Origin of the sequence: Phyllobacterium sp. A18/5-2 (assembly GCF_025452215.1) — a bacterium.
Taxonomy (GTDB): domain Bacteria; phylum Pseudomonadota; class Alphaproteobacteria; order Rhizobiales; family Rhizobiaceae; genus Phyllobacterium; species Phyllobacterium sophorae.
Genome location: NZ_CP104968.1, coordinates 313,824 through 331,247 on the forward strand (window position 1 = coordinate 313,824; position 17,424 = coordinate 331,247).

The 17,424-nt window shown below is 59.6% G+C and carries 12 protein-coding genes and 1 pseudogene; 4 read left to right on the top strand and 9 right to left on the bottom strand.

Translation table 11 applies throughout. The annotated features are described in order from the left end of the window. Positions 1-56: 56 nt before the first annotated feature. Entirely contained in the window at positions 57-452 is a 396-nt protein-coding gene (locus N8E89_RS27880; protein ID WP_106665520.1) for an Ohr family peroxiredoxin, read from the bottom strand. A gap of 184 nt (positions 453-636) precedes the next feature. On the opposite strand from N8E89_RS27880, the gene N8E89_RS27885 reads away from it, so the two are divergent. Continuing rightward, positions 637-1,110, top strand: coding sequence for a MarR family winged helix-turn-helix transcriptional regulator (locus N8E89_RS27885; protein WP_262263717.1), 474 nt, complete (start codon positions 637-639; stop codon positions 1,108-1,110). An 836-nt stretch (positions 1,111-1,946) separates the two neighbouring features. Here the strand turns inward: N8E89_RS27885 and N8E89_RS27895 are convergent. Together N8E89_RS27895 and N8E89_RS27900 are read right to left on the bottom strand one after the other, a co-directional pair. Further along, positions 1,947-4,280: a conjugal transfer protein TraA gene (locus N8E89_RS27895; RefSeq protein WP_262263401.1), complete on the bottom strand. Its 2,334-nt coding sequence runs from the start codon at positions 4,278-4,280 to the stop codon at positions 1,947-1,949. Continuing rightward, positions 4,280-4,678, bottom strand: a complete 399-nt coding sequence (locus N8E89_RS27900) for a MobC family plasmid mobilization relaxosome protein (protein ID WP_262263402.1) — start codon at positions 4,676-4,678, stop codon at positions 4,280-4,282. Before N8E89_RS27900 ends, N8E89_RS27895 begins: the two co-directional genes overlap by 1 nt. A 493-nt stretch (positions 4,679-5,171) precedes the next feature. Between N8E89_RS27900 and N8E89_RS27905 the strand changes: the two genes are divergently transcribed. Further along, positions 5,172-5,348, top strand: a complete 177-nt coding sequence (locus N8E89_RS27905) for a P-loop NTPase family protein (RefSeq protein ID WP_262263403.1) — start codon at positions 5,172-5,174, stop codon at positions 5,346-5,348. Positions 5,349-5,391: 43 nt separating this feature from the next. On the opposite strand, the gene N8E89_RS27910 is transcribed toward N8E89_RS27905, so the two are convergent. After that, positions 5,392-5,703 (bottom strand): DUF736 domain-containing protein, encoded by a 312-nt coding sequence (locus tag N8E89_RS27910; protein ID WP_262263404.1) that lies wholly within the window; start codon positions 5,701-5,703, stop codon positions 5,392-5,394. A gap of 188 nt (positions 5,704-5,891) precedes the next feature. Between N8E89_RS27910 and N8E89_RS27915 the strand changes: the two genes are divergently transcribed. Then, positions 5,892-6,170, top strand: a complete 279-nt coding sequence (locus N8E89_RS27915; protein ID WP_262263405.1) for a hypothetical protein — start codon at positions 5,892-5,894, stop codon at positions 6,168-6,170. 25 nt (positions 6,171-6,195) lie between these two features. Here the strand turns inward: N8E89_RS27915 and N8E89_RS27920 are convergent, their stop codons facing one another. After that, positions 6,196-8,667: an SAM-dependent methyltransferase gene (locus N8E89_RS27920; RefSeq protein WP_262263406.1), complete on the bottom strand. Its 2,472-nt coding sequence runs from the start codon at positions 8,665-8,667 to the stop codon at positions 6,196-6,198. Beyond that, positions 8,664-9,416 carry a protein-L-isoaspartate(D-aspartate) O-methyltransferase gene (locus N8E89_RS27925; RefSeq protein WP_262263407.1) on the bottom strand — a complete coding sequence of 251 codons (753 nt, stop codon included), beginning with the start codon at positions 9,414-9,416 and terminating at the stop codon, positions 8,664-8,666. Before N8E89_RS27925 ends, N8E89_RS27920 begins: the two co-directional genes overlap by 4 nt. 1,486 nt (positions 9,417-10,902) lie before the next feature. Between N8E89_RS27925 and N8E89_RS27930 the strand changes: the two genes are divergently transcribed. Next, positions 10,903-11,568: a glutathione S-transferase family protein gene (locus N8E89_RS27930; RefSeq protein WP_262263408.1), complete on the top strand. Its 666-nt coding sequence runs from the start codon at positions 10,903-10,905 to the stop codon at positions 11,566-11,568. Positions 11,569-11,724: 156 nt separating this feature from the next. On the opposite strand, the gene N8E89_RS27935 is transcribed toward N8E89_RS27930, so the two are convergent. The 3 genes and pseudogenes from N8E89_RS27935 to N8E89_RS27945 form a co-directional block, all read right to left on the bottom strand. Continuing rightward, complete coding sequence (locus N8E89_RS27935; RefSeq protein ID WP_262263409.1) at positions 11,725-12,612, bottom strand: alpha/beta hydrolase; 888 nt, start codon at positions 12,610-12,612, stop codon at positions 11,725-11,727. Between the two features lie 280 nt (positions 12,613-12,892). Then, a pseudogene (locus tag N8E89_RS27940) lies at positions 12,893-14,902 on the bottom strand (ABC transporter ATP-binding protein/permease). Positions 14,903-15,286: 384 nt separating this feature from the next. Further along, a complete protein-coding gene (locus tag N8E89_RS27945) occupies positions 15,287-16,816 on the bottom strand; it encodes a trimethylamine methyltransferase family protein (protein ID WP_262263410.1) in 1,530 nt (509 codons plus the stop codon). Positions 16,817-17,424 lie beyond the last annotated feature (608 nt).

The window sequence follows — 17,424 nt, forward strand, 5'->3', positions numbered from 1 at the left end:
CGTTCGATCAGAGTCGGGTCTGCCTAGCCAGAGCAGGCAGACCCGACCGTTTTCGTTCAGAGAAGGTTCGTTGCAACGTCGATGTTGCCGTGAACCGCCTTTGAGTAGGGGCAGATGCCATGTGCCGCAGCGAGTAGTTCGCGCGCAACTTCGGGATCGACCCCTGGCACGCTGACGTTTAGACGCGCCCGCAGGAAGTAAGAGCCATCATCGGCGTTCAGATCGATTTCGGCATCGACCGTGGTACCCGCTTGAAGCTTGATGTTTCTCTGGGAGGCGGCGACTTCGATCGCTCCCATGTAGCAGGCCGACCAGGCGGCGCCGAAGAGCTGTTCGGCAGCGGGATGCGGTTGTGGCAGCCTGATGTCCAGCTGGCCGTCGCTGCTGCGGGCGGCGCCGTTACGGCCGCCAATGTTGTGGGTCTTGCCGGTAAAAATGAGCTTCTCAGTCATGATGAATTCTTCTTTCGTTTTGATTTATATCGTGTCCGATTTAATCGTGTGCGCTTCATATACATCTAGCGAAAACGCATGTCAATAGCATTGCGATTAAATCGGATACGATTTATATATGACTCGATGAAACGTCATTTGAATAGGAATGCCCATGCCCACCCAAACAACACGGACGCCGGATATGTCGGTGCGCGTTTCCTCAGAGGTCCCCAATGAGGGACGAAAGCTGTCCAATTTTCTGTGCTTCGCGATCTATTCGGCCAACCTTGCTTTTGGTCGCGCGTATAAGCCAATCCTGGATAAGCTTGGCCTGACGTATACTCAATATGTCGCCATGGTGGCTCTTTCTGAACAGGATGACCAGACCGTCGGTGCGCTTGGCGAAAAGCTGTTTCTTGAATCCAACACGCTCACACCCATTCTCAAGAAACTCGAGTCAATCGGCTACATCCGGCGCCAGCGCGATCCCGCCGACGAAAGGCAGGTTCGAGTAAGCCTGACGCCCGTCGGACGCGCCCTTCTAGACACTGAACCCGCAGGGTCGCTGGTGGATGCCACCGGCCTGGGAGAGGATTTCGCAACAGTGCAGAAATCTGTGACGAGGCTTCGGGACAATCTGCTGCGATCGACGCAGTCTCACCCCGGAAAAAAATAGCCAACGTCGCGGTACCTGCAACGGCCAGGACGCGCTGGATGCGAATCAGTGAGCAGCTGTTCCCGACGCACATGCCGCTTGGGGCCGAAGCAGTTGAACGGCTATTCTTGCTTTGGATTTGTAACCCACGACGTCGATGCATTTCGTACGATCATGCAGACCCACAACCCGCAGACTCTACCCGATCGCCCGAGGCGTCGTTCGTAACGACGGAGAAGCGAGGATACAGTCCAGGAGGTCCATGTCAGTGCTTTCACCGCCCTCGACAAACAGCTGGGTTGAATCAATCTTCACGGCATGCGACGGAACATTCCTATCAGCGCTTAACCTTTCCGCCCTTTGTCGCCTGCTGAACCTTACCGCCGAACGTGGCAAAGGTCCCCAGATTGCGCCACCCTTCGGAAAGCGCGTTTCCGTTGTTGCCTTTTTGCATCTCTCCTTTCCTTTGGGCGCGTGCTGCACGGGTTGGCCCGCGGTATTAGCAGCTATCGTTCAGGTGCCGCCATGTTGCCACCATCTTCATCATCCTCCGCCAGCATCTGGATCAGTGCGAAGGTGCGGGTGCGCAGACGGGGCGAAAACCGCAAGATCTCATTGACAAAGCGACGACCCTCGGCCGTTGCTATGGCCAATTGTTCGTTGTTTGCCAATGGGATAATGGACGATCTGGGTCGGCTAGACCGACATATCCGTTGCGGCCAACGAGGTTTCCTTTCGAAGGATCGACTGGCGGATACCACAAAAAACCTGGCGTCCGAGCCCGGCGGTTAGCCTTGGAATTATCTTCAACGACAGTCATGCGCCGCTCATCTCTCGACATCACACCGCCTCCGATTCTATCGCTCCCCCCGATCATCGCGATCGTGTGCTCTTTGTTCATCAGCTTCCCGCTGCAGTTCCTCCAGACGGGGAACATGCTGCTTGATGGGGTCGCCACGTGTGGTGTCGCCAATTTCGCGGTGTGCTGCAGCCGAACCCCCGTCCGGATCGCTGCGCTCCGGATCGCGAGCTGCCTCGGATCGCTCGGAACTGGCTGACGCACTTTCGCGACTGGCTTTATGCCGCTGACGTTCCACCGCCTGCAATACGGTGTTCAGTTCCTCGTCAACTTCGGCAACTTCGCCGATGAGCCCGTTGCCGTTGGCGCCGAGCTCGGCAGCCTGAATTAGCCGCGAGTCGAGCTCCTGTCTAAGCGCCGCCATTTTGTCCGGACTGCGGTCGCCGGCCTCCGCGCGTTCCATCGCGTCGCGCGATTGCTCAATCTCAAGGAGAACCCTGTTCGCCGCCTCCGCTGCGGCAAAGCCATGGCGTGCGACCGCATCGTTCCACCGTTGCTTTTCATCGTCCCGGTGTTGGTCGGGGGAACGGCGCTCCTTTGGTTCGGCCATCTCGTTGTGCAGGCGCTGCTCATTCAACGCGACCAGCTCGCGGCGCACATTGACGTGGTCCCTCGCCGCCGTCGCAATCTCGTCAAAGTCCTTGCGCTCCGCCGGGGATATTGTCCGCTCCGCCTGGAAGAGTGCCGTCTCCACACGCTTTTCATAAGCCTCGAATTCAGGTCGCGTCATGCGGCGCATATCGTCACCCTCCCAAACAAGCTCTGATAACTTTCCCAATTGTGTGCGCAATTGCGGGCCGGAATTTGATTGCTCACCTTGGGCCAATGCTCTTGACTCGGACGGCGCTCTGCGGTCTTCAAGCCGGGTCAGCTGAGCTTTGACAAAATCCTGCGCGGGCATGGAGAGCCGCATACTCGCTATTTCTTGCCATTGCTGCTGCGCAACCCGAACATAGGCCTGGCTGCGGGCGGTGCGCGGAAAGCGCTCCACATCAGCGCGCTTCGCATCATACCGGCGTTGTGCGGCATCACTCGTTCCCGCGTGTTGGGTACGACCGATCGTGTTCATCGGCCGGACCTGGTTCTTCGAATAGGCCGGGGGGCTGGCGCGATCCCGCCGATCGGTCATCTCCATGGCGATACCATGCGCGCGTGCCTTTTCAGCCATCGTCAGCCGCCACGCCCGAAAGGCCGGGATGGTCGTCTCGATCCTGTCACCCGCGTCCGAGCGCATGGCGATGATGGCGTGGACGTGAACGTGCGGCCGCTTGCCTCCCGCTGCCTGCGCCTTCGGGTCACTCGCAGCATCGTGAAGTGAGAACACATAACGGTGCCCGGCGAACTGGGTCCCGAGGAAATCCCGCGCCGCATCCTGGAACGCCGCCGCATTGGTTCCGGGGCGCGCCGACAAAACCAGATGCATGACATCGCGCGGCTTGCGGCTATGGAGCTGGCCGCGCCATTCAAGCTGGACAAGGTCGCCGGCCCGCTTGCCGTCGCCGATCGCGCGCCCCTGCTCATCGCATACCTCGCCCTTGTGGGCCGCCACCAGCGAACGCAGGCGAGCGCTGCCGTAATCGGTGCCATTGCCGTGGCCGGTGAACCGGAAGCTTGCGCTGCCCTCTGTGGCCCGCCCGGCATCCAGGCGCTGCTGCACAATCGCGGTTGCCTTCTCGTCGGCCGTCAAGCGTTCACCCCCGGGGCTGCGCAGCACAGTGATCCCGTCTATATCGTAGCCACTGCCATCGGGGCGCGCGCTCACCGCGAAGGCAAAAGCGCGATCGCCGAGGCCCCGCCTGACGATCGCGCGGGCCCGGTCACGGAGATCTCCGCCGTGACCGGAGTCATGCGCGACCGAAACATGAAACAGCCCGATGTCGCGGCTCTCGGCGCGGTTCTTCATCAGATGATCCCACGCGCCTCCCACCGCAGACAGCTGATCGCGCCCGCGCAACTGCTCGCCGCGCTCGTTCTCGACAACGACATCGCCATGGCGCGAGACGTAGTTGATCATGGCCCCCAGCCTGGATCCGCCACCAAACGAAGCCATCTTCACCACCGCCGGCTGGCCGCCGGAGGCAAGGCCAACAAATCGCAGCCGCATCGGCCGGTCGGCGGAACGATGCCTGCCCCCGTCCCCGAAACGTCCTCTTTCCGCCGGCCGAGGACGAAAACCCGGCTTCATCCCGGCTGCCATGTTTGCGGCCGCACCGCCGCGCCGCCGCCGCTCATCCTCGGCGGCGGACGTTTGACGCCCGAGTGAGAGCTCATGGAGCAGCGCCGCCCGGCGCTGCTCCCATTCCGCGGTGAAGGCGCCAAGGAAGAACTCCACTACCGCCTCCCTTTTCGCAGCCTGGCCCCGCGATCGGCAAAAAAGCCGATCTCGTACACCAATGCCGCCATGGCGCGTTGCACATCATCAAGGACTGCCCCTTCCTCATCGAAGCGCGAATGTCGTCGATTTGCTGCACGGGCGAGCTGATTGAGGTTGACGCTAACGGTCCTGAGATCTTTCCAAAGCGCGCCAAGAAGGACGCGGTCCTCCGCCGTGAAAAACGGCCGCACGCCAGCGCCCTCCAGCGACAGCGACCGCATGAACGCCGAAACTGTCAGTCCCGCCCGCTCCGCCGCCCTTTCGATCCTGGTTATTTCGCTCGCACTGAAGCGGGCATGGACCACCTTGTTCTTGCGCTGCTCTGGCGAGGAGCCTGCTCTCGGTTGCCACGTCATTCATTTCGCCTTCCTGAAAGCTGGCCGCAGGCGCCATCGACGGCCCGTCCGTCGATCGTCAGCAAAATTTGTATCACAAATTTGCGTATCCTGCCAAAAGCAATACTACCGATTCGGTAACAGTTTTTCAAGCCATCCCTGCCGCTCGGCTTCCGGGCGGCGCGCAACTTCGTCCCTCTCTTGGCGACCGCGACAACACCGACTGCCCCCATACCCGACCTTCATGCTGCCGCATCGATACCGGCCATATTTGCGCTAAGCATATGAATTGTCGCAATGTAGTGCTTGACCCTACAACCATACCCTACAATGCTTGCATGTGTTTTAAGTGTGGGTTTATGGCCTGCGGAATATATTCCACACTGTAGGTCGCGCCCATACATCAAAAACCCACCTGTCACAGATATGAATATGTTGTATTCATTTTTGGCTTGCATTGTTGCGCCAATTCGAGGCATGATGCGCCTCTCGTCACCACCACACGGACGCGATCATGACACGAACCTATGCGGCGGTAAGCAACAAGGGCGGAGCGGGAAAGACCACGCTGGTGACTCTGCTGGCGGGAGAATATGCGCAATCCGGCGACCGGGGCCAGCATCAAAGTGGCCGCCGCAAAAAACTGTCCTTCGCGCCTGCCAAGGCGCTCAAGGACACGTTGAACAAGTGACAGGAGAAAAGCCCCGCCTGGGCAGCGGGGCTCTTCATTGGGGCTATCGGCGCGTGGTGCGTGACCAGATGAGCTGCAAGCCTTCCTGGCCCTGCACTTCGGTGAGCGTCGCGTAGATCGGAGCGGGGAAGCTCGGGTCGTCGAGCTTGACCGAGATGTAGTCGCGTTCGGTTTCGCGCGCCTGTTTCTGCCAGCCGGCGCCGAACTCGACATTGCCTGCCAGCACCCGGAAGTCGGGAGCGTCGTCGGAGGTACGGTCGACCCGGACGATCTTCGCCTTGACGTTGAGGTTGAGGGTCTTGATGGTGCCGGAAAAGCCGTTGTCGGACGGGATGAAAGAACCGATGGTTGCCATTGTCGTATTCCTTGTCTGTTGGTCGGGGCCGCGCCCATCGTGGCCCCGATGGCAGTCGATCAGACCGGGGACGATCGGCACCGCACCTGACAAGGCCGCAACGACGTGGAGGACGGCCATGGGCCGAGGCTTTCTTGCTTGGCGAGGAATGACGGCGCAGCCGGCAGGGGAAGAAAACGAGCCGGCCGTTGCGGGAGGACGATCGAGCCGAGCACCGCGGGGCGGTTTTCGGTCAGACATGCCCCATCGCGGCCGCTGGGGGCGAGCCTTATGCTGACGCCAAAGGAACAGACGATTGCCGCCATCGGCGCGCAGCCGCCTCGGCCGGCATTCGCTATACGCCATCCTGCCCCTCGCCCGGCAGGCTTGGCCTCCGGCACCGCACCATTCGGTTAACCCGAATGACAGCAACACTGGTGCTTGGAGCAATCGCGGGCTGGGTCATGGCCGATGATCCGGTTGAGTGATCGAGGCATAGCGCGGGCCCGCACCTCAGGAACCCTTTGGATCGGATATCCTCTTCGCAAGCAAGGCTGCGTCCCGCGGACCGGCGAGTAAGGCCGGGGCGACTAGATAGAGGATCGTGGCGATCGCCACGACGCCAGTGAACCCGACGTGCATTGCAAGCAGTGCGGCGAGGATTGCGCTCAGCACCGACGCACAGCCATTGATCCCCCACGCCCAGGGAATAAGCGCCTCCGAGCGTGCGCCAACGTAGCCGAGGCCGATGGGGAACGGCATGCCCATGAAGACGGCGAGTGGGGCTATGAGGAGAAGTGTGATCGCGATCTTCGCGGCATCCGGCAGTGCCAGCAGTCGTTCGAATATCAGGGGCAGCGCGAGTAGGTAGGTGGCAGCGAGCAATGCGATCACCACGACGGCGAGTGTAATGCCGCGTACCGCTGATCCGCGTCCAACCGCCGCCATCCAGCGTGCCGCTATGGCGCTACCCAAACCTGCGAAGGCAAGAAAACCAGCGAGCACGACAGCGACAGCGTAGAGCGGATGGCCAAGGAACAGCAGGAAGCGCTGGATGAAGGCTATTTCGATGAAGAGGAAGGCCAGGCCCAAAGCAAGAAAATACAGACCGAAGCGCAACCGGCGTTCGGCTCTGGGGGGTGCGCGCCGACGAAGCCAGAGCGGGAAAAGGATGAGGACGGCGCTGAGGACAGCGGCCTGGACGAGTGTCGTCACCAGGATCAGGTAGCCCCAGTCGAGCATCGCGGCTCCACCTTGGGTGCGCAGTGTCAGGAGTTCGGGCAGGGCGCGCCAGCGGAAAAAGTCGAAGAAATATGGCCGATTGTCAGTGGCCGGTGAAATATCAAACTTGTAGCGTTCGGTGAAGCCGGCTCGCCCAGGGCCGAGGAGAGCGAGGGCTCCCTCGTAGAGATATTCCTGATCGAGTTGGTTGTAGCGGTTCACGTCGCTCGTGGAGATGCCCGGCGCCCAGGAGATGTCAAAGAAATTCTCGGCTGCGAATCGGCGGATGGCCGCGACGTCTTCGCCTATGAACGGCGACTTGGCGACAAGCAGGGTTGCAGTGTTCCAGCTCCTGATCAGAGCCAGGTGCGTGCCTGGCTCAGCCACGCCATCCGCCTCAAGCGCTGCGGTAGCAGTGGCGAACAGCTTGAGGATGTCGCGCGGCGGCACCCGCAGCCATCGCGTGATGGCGATGACCTCCTCCGGTTTGAGCACCGTTAGGTAATCTCGCAGTGCTTCTACGGTGTAGGTGTAGTTCTCATGCATGCTCTGCACGCCGGCCGCGGCTGCGCTGAAGGAATCAAGGAGCGGCATTTGGATCAGGTCGTAACGCTCGTCAGTCGTCGCAGCGAAGGCGCGTGCTTCGGCTAGATGCACATGTACGTTCGGTCGGCTGAAGATGCCACCGGCGAAGTCGGCGAAGCGATCCCGAACCAGGTCGATCATCTGCGGGTTGACCTCTACCGCATCCACGGTATCGGCTCCGGCGCGCAGCGCCAGCAGCACCTGCTCGCCGCCGCCGGCACCGAGGATTAGCATTCGCGGCCGCTCAAGAATGCGGTACGGGAGCGCCGCTGTTGTCCGGTCGAGATAAGCGAGCGTCGCCGGAGCGCCGTCATAGGCGGTGATGGTCGTAATACTTTCGCCATCGGTGAAGACCGCGAGTTGTGCGAGCGGCTCTTGGGTGTTGGCGAGGCTAAGGCCGGGCACGTATCGGAAAGGGACGGTCGGGCTCTCGACGATAGTCAGCAGTCCGAGCGGGCTCGATCGCTCCTCGACCACTCGCGCGTTCGGCACTTCGAGTGCCATGCGGAGGCCCTTGTACTGCGACATGTGCGGGGCGGGGGCCGTCCAGGAAGGTGGTAGCCACACCGCGATGGCCACGGCTGCAAGCCCGAGGCTGCCCGCGGCCAGCCACCGATGGCGAGCCATGCCCGTCGCGGAGAGGGCAGCTGCCACGAAGCCCAGCGCTGCGACCAAGCGCAGCGCCACAGAGGGAAAGACCAGGAATAAGAGCCCGACGGTGCCTAACGCACCGGTCCCTGCGCCGACCATGTCGAAGGCATAGACGCGCCCGATCTGGTCAGGATGGCGGCTGAAGGCAAGGCCGATACAGGTTGCACCGAAAAAGAACGGCAGGAACAGGAGAGCATAGCTGGCCGCGAGCCAACCGAGCTGGCCTGGATTCCAGACGATCTCAAGCGGGTTGAACGGCAGGCGTTCGGCACCGGCGAAGCTGGCCACCGCTGTAATGCCGAACAGCGCTGCCGACGCTGCGAAAGCGGCCGGATATCGCTCCACCAGGGGGCGACGGGCCAATGCAACGAATGAACCGCTTGCGCCGAAGCCCAGGAGCGCGATGCTTATGATCATATAGGCAAAATAGTGCCATTGAACGATCGAAAAGAGCCGCATCAACAACACTTCGTAGGAAAGAGTCGCCGCCGATATGAGACCGACCGGCAACAGGCATCCCGCTCTCATCGGGCCCTACCGCCCCTCAGCGGCACAAAGCTCACCGGCAGCAGCTGCCGGGTCGTAATGCTTCCGTCCCGTCGCTTCTCGATCAGCATAAGAAACTGGGTCGCGAACGGGCCTCCCACGGGGACGACCATCCGGCCCCCCTTGGCGAGCTGTTCGACCAGGGGCGACGGGATGTGGCTGGCTGCGGCAGTCACTACGATGCCGTTGAAAGGCGCGTGCGCACGCCAACCATAGTAACCGTCGTCTACCTTCACCTCGACATTGTCGAAGCGCAGCTCCTTAAGTCGGGCCGCTGCCCTCTTACCCAGTTCTGGGATGATCTCAATCGAGTAAACCTTCGCTACGAGCGGCGACAAGACGGCCGCCTGATAACCCGAGCCGGTGCCAACCTCAAGGACAACGTCACCAGGGCCAACATTGATCAGGTCGGTCATCAGCGCGACGATGAAGGGCTGCGAGATCGTCTGACCGTATCCGATCGGCAGTGGCCGATCCAAATAGGCCGCGCTGCGCTGCTGCTCGGGCACGAAAGAGTGTCGCGGCACCTTCCCCATGGTCTTCAGCACCGCCGCGTCGATGCCCTGGCCCTCGACCGCCGACGGCGCTGAGCGGGCGTGTAATTTGATCGCTTCGATCATCGCGGCACGCTCGGCGAGGCGATCCTGAGCAGGCGCGGATGTCGATACCACGGCAGCAGCGCTTGCAAGAACCGCGGCCAGTAGTGCTTGACACTGAGCTAGTGGACGCATGAACTCTCTCCCCTCAAAAACGCCGAAGACAGTTGGCGGCGGAGGGCAAGTTTGAGTTCGCTCCGCTGTCAGCCGCTCGCCGTCGAGACCTGCCGAGATTTCAATTGGCCTCGCGGAGGCGACCACGCCCGACTACCTTCCGCTAAGATTGTACGATTTGTCTTGGGGAAATCCAGACGCCTATGCGTCAGCGGGTTCTGCACCGAGGTCACGTCTAAGACCGTTTCCTGAAGACGACCAATCACGTCAGACCAACATGAACCGTCAGCGAACGGGCCGTGGGCAAGCACGACGTTCGTTGCCTGGACGACATCTTTTGCCAGCACGCCCTTTTGGAAGGAGGCTGAGGACGGAGATGCAAGGGCTCCGGTAAACTTACGGCAGGTCCTTGGTCTTATGAACTTCCTGTTCAGACTTTCGACTGAGATAAATTCGTGGCCACGGCATTTCGGCGGGGAATTATAGCAAGGACGGTCTATGCCCATTAAAGATCTGTCGACGGTGGCTTGAGATGGTCAAGCTCTTGCATGTGCCATGCTGCCATCAAAAACGGGCAACGAACCGGCGGACTTAATCCTGGATCTTCGTCCGCTGTCTGCTGATCATCAGCTCAATAGCCTTTTTCGATCGATTTCGACGAGGAGCGTAGGTTCAGGCACGGAGGTCAGGGGGCCAGTTGATACGCCGCCCGGCGGCGAACTTTTTCTCGCCACGCAAAACCTGATCAGCGGTTGGTCACAGGTACCAACCCTCGTCCGCATGGAGTGAACAGACAGGACTCGGGTTCGACAAAAGAAACACGAGTCATTGCACTATGGTTCACTTTACTTGCCAATTCGTGCAAGTCTTTCTTGCTCTTGAGATATCGCGTTCAGAATATATTTAACTGGTTTCGAGAACACGAAAGCTAAGATTGTCGCCAGCGCCGGTACCTGCCCAAATTATTGTACGCTCGTCCTCAGCGTCCCGGTAAAACCTGATGACATTCGACATATTAACGACAACTCGCTCGCTGTCTTCGCCTCGCGTGAGTTCCAACCACATGTCCGTATCCTCCGCAATCAACCCCGCCGAGCAGCCAAGGCGGCAAGCCCCTCAAGATAAATAGATACCACTCCGCGTCCATGGGGATCATCCCCGTTCGTCCCGAACTCCATTACCCTCAGCAAAACCGGGCGATCACGGGCATGGCGGAAGATGAAGAACTGATAGAGGACATCATGGCGCAGGCTGAATCAGTCGAAGGAGAGCGTCCTGAGACGATTGATGTGCGGCTTTGGCGATGACCCTTGGAGCCAAGTTTCCACAACGTCATCAGAGACCGTTTCGAGAGTTCCCAATAAAAAGTGCGATTGCAAAACTGGCCATGCGTAGCATTCCTGATAACGTCGCCATCTCATCGGACCGCGAGGATTAGCTCGAACACGCAATGTCGGAATTTTGTTTATTCAATCGTCTTCGAGAGAGACAGCTATGGAGAACAGCGATGACTATCACAATTACCGCCTTCGAACGGTCGCCCGATGGCGGCAAGGGTCTGGCGCGGGACATGCGCGTTCGCTGGGCGCTTGAAGAAGTGGGCCAGCCTTACGACGTTCGTCTTCTTTCGTTCAAAGCGATGAAGGAACCCACGCATCTTGCGCTTCATCCTTTCGGGCAAATTCCGACCTATGAAGAAGGCGATCTCGCCCTGTTCGAGTCGGGGGCAATCGTGTTCCACATCGCGGAGCGCCATGTGGGCCTGCTGCCAGATGATGCGAATGCCCGGGCGCGCGCGATCACATGGATGTTTGCCGCACTCACCACGCTGGAGCCGCCAATCGTTGATCGCGAGGTCGCGAGATACCTCGAGGGCGACGAGAGTTGGTACGAGCAGCGCCTGTCTGCCGTCGAGGAACGCATCCGGAAGCGACTGAGCGAACTCTCCGGTCGAGTTGGCGATGCCGACTGGCTCGACGGCGACTTCAGCGTCGGCGATCTTCAGATGGTGTCGGTGCTGCTCAGATTGAAAGGATCGGGTATACTGGACGAATATCCGAACCTCTCCGCCTACATCGCCCGCGGCGAAGCACGACCCGCATACAAGCGCGCTTTCGACGCTCAGTTGGCAGTTTTCACGGCCGCATCGACCGGCGGAGAAGGTCTTCTTTAAAACACACTATGCGCCTTGATGCCGAATCGAACCAAAGGCCTACTCAATATGGTTTTGCGAAGTACGGCGCCGCAAGAGCCATTATGCGACATTCGGAGCACAGATCGGGAATATCACCCTTACGCCTGCCGGCTCGTCGGTTCCGACAGGAGCGGTTCAAGTCGTCAGCTGTTCGTTGATGAACGCGCCAGCTGAGGCGATTGCCATTCGCCCCGAACTCAGTCGTGCCGCCCACAGATGCCAAGCGTGGATCATGTGTGGCCAGATCTCGAGACTAGTCGCCACGTCGGCCGCCCCGAGCCGGCGGGCGATCCGCACTGCATCGTCGAGGAGCGTCTCGGCCGAACCAACCTGGATGAGGGTCGGCGGGAGCCCTGCGAGATCGACATGGAGCGGCGAAGCGAGCGGCTCGCGAGCGCTGGTCCCGCCGAGATAAGCGTCCGCGAGCTCTTCGAGATAGTCGCGGTGAATCAGCGGATCGACGGCATCCTTCTCGTCCATACTCGCACCGGTCATTTCGAGATCGACCCAAGGCGATACCAACCAAGCGCAACCGGGCAGCGGTTTGCCGGCCTCACGCAAACGTATCATGGTCGCCAGCGTCAGCCCGCCGCCAGCACTGTCGCCGCCGATCGCGATTGACGCCGCCGGGATCCCTTGAGCGAGCAGGAACTCGAATGCGGCAAGCCCATCATCTAGCGCAGCCGGAAACGGGTTCTCCGGCGCGAGTCGGTAACCGAGTGCAAGCGTGCGGACGCGCGCCGCGCGACCGGTCTCGGCGACCATCCTGCGATGGCTTTGGATCGATCCGGAACAATAGCCGCCGCCATGGAAAAACAGCAGCGTCTTGGTGGTATCGCTTCCCGGTGCAAGCGACCATTCTGCGTCAAGCATACCGACCATTTGAGGTTTGAACTGGATATCGGGCGCGATCGGATCTGCGGCTGCCACGAGATCGAGGCGCTGGCGGCGCTCGGCGAGGCTCGAGGGTCGCGGACGGGATTGCAAGAGCGCCCTGACCGTATCGATTTCGTTTTCGTGCATTGTCGCTACCTCGGTGACCAGCATTTGAAGATGATCAAAACAATCGCCTCCTCAGTGATCGCTCTGGGAAGACGGCGGAAAAGATAGCACAGGTCCACAGAATGAGCGGTCCTGAGACTGTACGTCCAAAGCGTCCGAAGTGTAATGCGAGTGATAAACCTTCCTCGAAAATGCCGGTAATAAGCGGATCTCTTTGTTGAACCTGATTGGTACCAAAAATTCTTCTACAGTCGCTGCGCCATAAGAATGTCCGGCCCCGCGTCCAAAGGCCGTCCTCCTGTCAACTCCGGACGGATGACCTGTGTCGCCCAGAAATGTTTCTTGGGTGCCTCAGAAGGCGTACCAGCACGTTCCGTCTGCTTTTGCGCTGACCAAGATCGATATCGCTGACAAGCTTTGCGCCGCCCTCGCGGCGCTCCAATGTGATCTTGCGGCTATGGAAAGCTTCCAGCTCGGCCTCGATGCGCTACGCTTATGATGGTGACCTTGGGCAATTCGTGGATGAGCATCTCCATCATCTTGTCCTGGCTTTTCTCATCGAGTGCTGAGGTCGCTTCATCCAACACGATGATGTCGGGAGTGTGCAGCAGGAGGCGCGCGAACGCGAGCCGCTGTTTTTCGCCACCCGACAAGGTCTGGTCCCATGGCGCGTCTTCCTCGATCTTGCCATTCAGATAATCGAGTCCCACCTTATCCAGAGCCGCGTTGATTTTCTCCAACGTCCAGTTATCGGCGGCGCCGGGATAGGCGACTGCTCGGCGAAGCGTCCCGGAGGGGATATACGGCCGTTGCGGTAACATGAACAGTCGTCTGTCGGCGTGGAAATTAACACTGCCGTCACCCCACGGCCACAGACCTGCGACGGCCCGTACCAGGGTGCTCTTGCCTGAACCGGATTCGCCGGCCACAAGCAGCCGTTCGCCTGGTTCGACCACGACCTCGGTTTCCTTGACCACGGCGGTGCCGTCGTCAAGCGACACGGAGAGATTGTTCAAGCTGAGCATCGCATCGCCTTCCGTTTCGCCGCGCCTGATACGTCCGAAGGCGTCGCTCTGTTCCGCGCGCTCGAGGCCGTCGAGCGACATCATCAGCGAGGCGATGCGCCGTGCACAGGCGTTCCAATCGGCGAGACGGGGGTAGTTGTCGACAAGCCATCCAAACGCGCCCTGCACGATGGCAAAGGCAGAGGCTGCCTGCATTACCTGTCCAAGGGTCATGCTACCTTCGAGAAATTTCGGAGCGCAAAGCAAAACCGGCACGACCGGCGCAAAAAGGCTCGCCCCCTGCGAGACCAGCGCTGTGCGCATATGCTGGCCCGTAAGAAGGGCCCATCGCCTGAGCACATTGGCGAACGTCTTGTCGATGCCGCTACGCTCCTCCTCCTCGCCGCCGAGCAACGCGATACTCTCGCCGTTTTCCCGCACGCGCGTCAGCGTATAGCGGAATTCGGCTTCCGCCTGATTTTTTTCCTCGGAGAGATGGATGAAACGCCGGCCAATGACCGCCATCGAGGTGGACGTGATTGCGGCGTAGAGTATCGCAGTGATGACGAGGAAGCCGGGAACAGTGACGGTGGAACCTGCGATCGTCAGGGTCAGGGCCCCGCCGATAGTCCAGAGCACCACGATGAAGGTCGAGGCCGACAGAAATGCGGAGATGACACCCGCGATGAAATCGACGGGCGATCTCGGTGGCAATCCGCAAATCATCCGCGATGCGGGCTTCGGGGTTCGTGTGGTCGCCACCGACGAGATTTAATTGATAGTAACGGCCGTTTGCGAGCCAACGCGCGATGACTGCGGTCGTGAGCCAGGAACGCCAGCGGCGCTGAATCGTCATACGAAGGAAGACTTGTGCAACAACTAGGCTTCCGGTTCCGAGCACGAGCGGCAGGAAAACGGCGCTTAGGAAATAAACGGTGCGGGCATTGCGTTGCTCGATCGCGTCGAAAATTGCCCGATTCCAGACATTGATCCCGTACTGGAAGCCGACATTGATACATATCAGGATCAAAAAGCCCGATTGATAGCGGCCAGGCGAGCCTATCGCCACCGCGGCCCCAATACTTGCGCGCGCTGATCCAGAAACGCGTCAGCAAGTACCTCTTGCGCGCCTGCTCGGCCTCCTCAGGCGTCAGTTTTGGATCAGGGTCGATGGAATCCGGCGGCGCGCCTTGGTCATCGACCGCAGACGCGACTTCGACAGTCGATGCCTTCCCCTGGCGGGGCTTTTTAGCACCGCGTGGTTTGGCGCTGTCAATTGATTTCGACTTGAATTTAACCCCGGACATAACGGCGATAACGACTTAAACAGCAAAAGGTTTCATGATGTCCGCTCGAGATCCGGCTGCCAACAGTACAAGGCCCTTTTGGTATTGCAGTGTTCCAACAACCACGCCTAGAGTCGTTCTCGAATGACAGACTTGGCGTGTTGCGGGCACTTTCAGTTCGCTGCCGAGTGGCGTGCACGTGTCAGGAACGGACGCGCTAGCGCCGTCCCACCTGAGTCAGAGATCGACCTGCTCGGAAATTGCGAGACCGTCATCAACTTCGATCCCGAAATAGCGAACGCTGCTTTCAAGCTTGGGTATGACTTGTATCAAATATGATTCCCGCCACTATTTAAGCTAAGCGGCTTAGCGAAGCACACGATTATCGGCCGGGCCATCTCCAGTTCAGTACCAGCTATCAGCCATGGAGGCCTTGCGTCTTGCCACGAAGTCGCAAAGCGCTTCGTCAACGGAGACGTCGAGCGGTGGCGCTTCAAATTCTTCCAGCGTCTTCTTCCATTGGCGGTTTGCGCGAGTCGCAATGTCCGTTGACCCGCCTTCCTCGCTCCACTTCTCGAAGGGTTCGTTGTCCGACAGTGCCGAATCCCAAAAGGCGGTCTGATAGTTTCGCATCGTGTGGGCTGAGCCGAGGAAGTGATTGCCGGGACCGACCTCCTCGAATGCGTCGAATGCCAGCGTGTTATCATCGACTGCGACGCCCGCTAAATAGGAATGAAGGGCGCCGCAAAGGTCGGAGTCCATCACGAACTTCTCGTAGGACATGGACAGCAGCCCATCGAGGAAACCTGCCGAATGGAGGATAAAGTTCGCTCCGCAGTGGATGGCCGACAGCATGGACATCAATCCTTCTTGCATGGCCTGACCATCGGGCAGTTTCGAATTTGAGAAGTTACCGGCACAGCGTAAAGGGAGTTTCAGCCGCCGTGCGAGCTGACCGACGACCATGGAGCCGATGGCAGGTTCGGGGGTTCCGAATGTCGGCGATCCGGATCGTAGCGACATGGAAGACAGGAAGTTTCCGAAGATGACTGGGGCGCCCTTTCTTTCGAGCTGCGTCAAGGCGCAACCGGCGAGTGTCTCGGCAAAGGACTGTGCGATGGCTCCCGCATTGGTGACGGGTCCCATTGCACCACCAAGAATGAAGGGCACGATGACGGCAGCTTGGTTGGCGCGGGCATAGGCGCGTAGAGACGTCGTCATGGTGCCGTCCCAGACCAGCGGGGAGTTCACATTGACGTTGCCCAGGATGACGCACCTCTGGTCGACGAACTCGGCACCGAAAAGGATGCGTGCCATTTCGACGGAGTCCTCCGCGCGCGCCTCCGCCGTCACCGATCCCATGAACGCGCGATCTGAATACTTGATATGGCTGTAAACCATGTCGAGGTGACGTTTGTTGACTGGAACGTCAACAGGTTCGCAGATCGTACCACCGGAATGGTGCAGCCAAGGGCTACTCTGGGCAAGCTTGATGAAGTTGCGGAAGTCCTCGATCGTGCCGTAGCGACGGCCTTTATCGAGATCCATGACGAAGGGCGAACCGTAGGCGGGCGAAAAGACGACATTGTCGCCCCCGATTTGGACGCTGTTTGCAGGATTGCGGGCGTGCTGTGTGAATACGCTCGGCGCGGAAGAGACGATTTCGCGAAGCATTCCCGGCTCGAAGCGGACAAGGACGCCGTCCACCTTGGCTCCGGCCCGCTTCCAGTGATCGACCGCAGCAGGATCGTCGCGAAACTCTATCCCGACCTCGGCTAGGATGCGGTCTGCCGTGCGCTCGATCTTCTGGAGGTTTTCTTCAGACAGAATGTCGTATGTCGGGATGTTTCGAACGATATAGGGCACACCGTGAGGTTTTGCCGCGCCATCGCGTCGCGCGCTTCGCCCACGTCTGGCGGCCTTTTCTGCGGTCATCGCAGCCTCCATAATTCTGTGTATAGGCTAGAACGACTTGAAGGCTTTGTAACGCAGGAAAAATTTGTCATTCAAGCCGTTCTGCGTGAAGGAGGCGTGCGCTGGCCTTGCGGCATCACGACGATTATCTCGAGCGCGCAACGACGATGGACGAGCCAAGACGCCGCGTCCTTTATGGCGCACTATGGCGATAGTTATTCGAGCCCTCCCATGAACCGAAGAGCCGAGACGAATTTTTCTTAAAAGCGACTAATTTGCGACCCTAACGAAGTCCAAAAAATCCGAGTATGAACAGAACAATGACGACGGCTCCGACCAGCCAGATGAGGTTGTTCATGATATGCTCCTTGTCTGCAGCTTCCTAACAGCGATGCCTGTAGGACTAGCGTCCACGGCCGACCAGCCGCCTCCGCCTAACGTCCGCGTCATATAATCGTTCCAATGGAGCTATCTGCAATGCGGAGGTCTGTTCGTAAAAATTTACATGCTGGGTCATATGGGCCCGTACCGACCCTCTGCTGAGAGCGCTGTGTGCTGCTACCTATGAACCTATTAATGCCCATAAGGCATAGCGAACCTTGGCCGTTGGGGGAGCAGGTGAATGTAGC

Bases quoted from the DNA above. Each gene is read 5' to 3' on its own strand.
- N8E89_RS27920 (WP_262263406.1), bottom strand. From the start codon at position 8,667: ATGAGAGCGGGATGCCTGTTGCCGGTCGGTCTCATATCGGCGGCGACT.
- N8E89_RS27880 (WP_106665520.1), bottom strand. From the start codon at position 452: ATGACTGAGAAGCTCATTTTTACCGGCAAGACCCACAACATTGGCGGC.
- N8E89_RS27885 (WP_262263717.1), top strand. From the start codon at position 637: ATGTCGGTGCGCGTTTCCTCAGAGGTCCCCAATGAGGGACGAAAGCTG.
- N8E89_RS27935 (WP_262263409.1), bottom strand. From the start codon at position 12,612: ATGCACGAAAACGAAATCGATACGGTCAGGGCGCTCTTGCAATCCCGT.
- N8E89_RS27900 (WP_262263402.1), bottom strand. From the start codon at position 4,678: ATGACGTGGCAACCGAGAGCAGGCTCCTCGCCAGAGCAGCGCAAGAAC.
- N8E89_RS27910 (WP_262263404.1), bottom strand. From the start codon at position 5,703: ATGGCAACCATCGGTTCTTTCATCCCGTCCGACAACGGCTTTTCCGGC.
- N8E89_RS27905 (WP_262263403.1), top strand. From the start codon at position 5,172: ATGACACGAACCTATGCGGCGGTAAGCAACAAGGGCGGAGCGGGAAAG.
- N8E89_RS27925 (WP_262263407.1), bottom strand. From the start codon at position 9,416: ATGCGTCCACTAGCTCAGTGTCAAGCACTACTGGCCGCGGTTCTTGCA.
- N8E89_RS27945 (WP_262263410.1), bottom strand. From the start codon at position 16,816: ATGACCGCAGAAAAGGCCGCCAGACGTGGGCGAAGCGCGCGACGCGAT.
- N8E89_RS27930 (WP_262263408.1), top strand. From the start codon at position 10,903: ATGACTATCACAATTACCGCCTTCGAACGGTCGCCCGATGGCGGCAAG.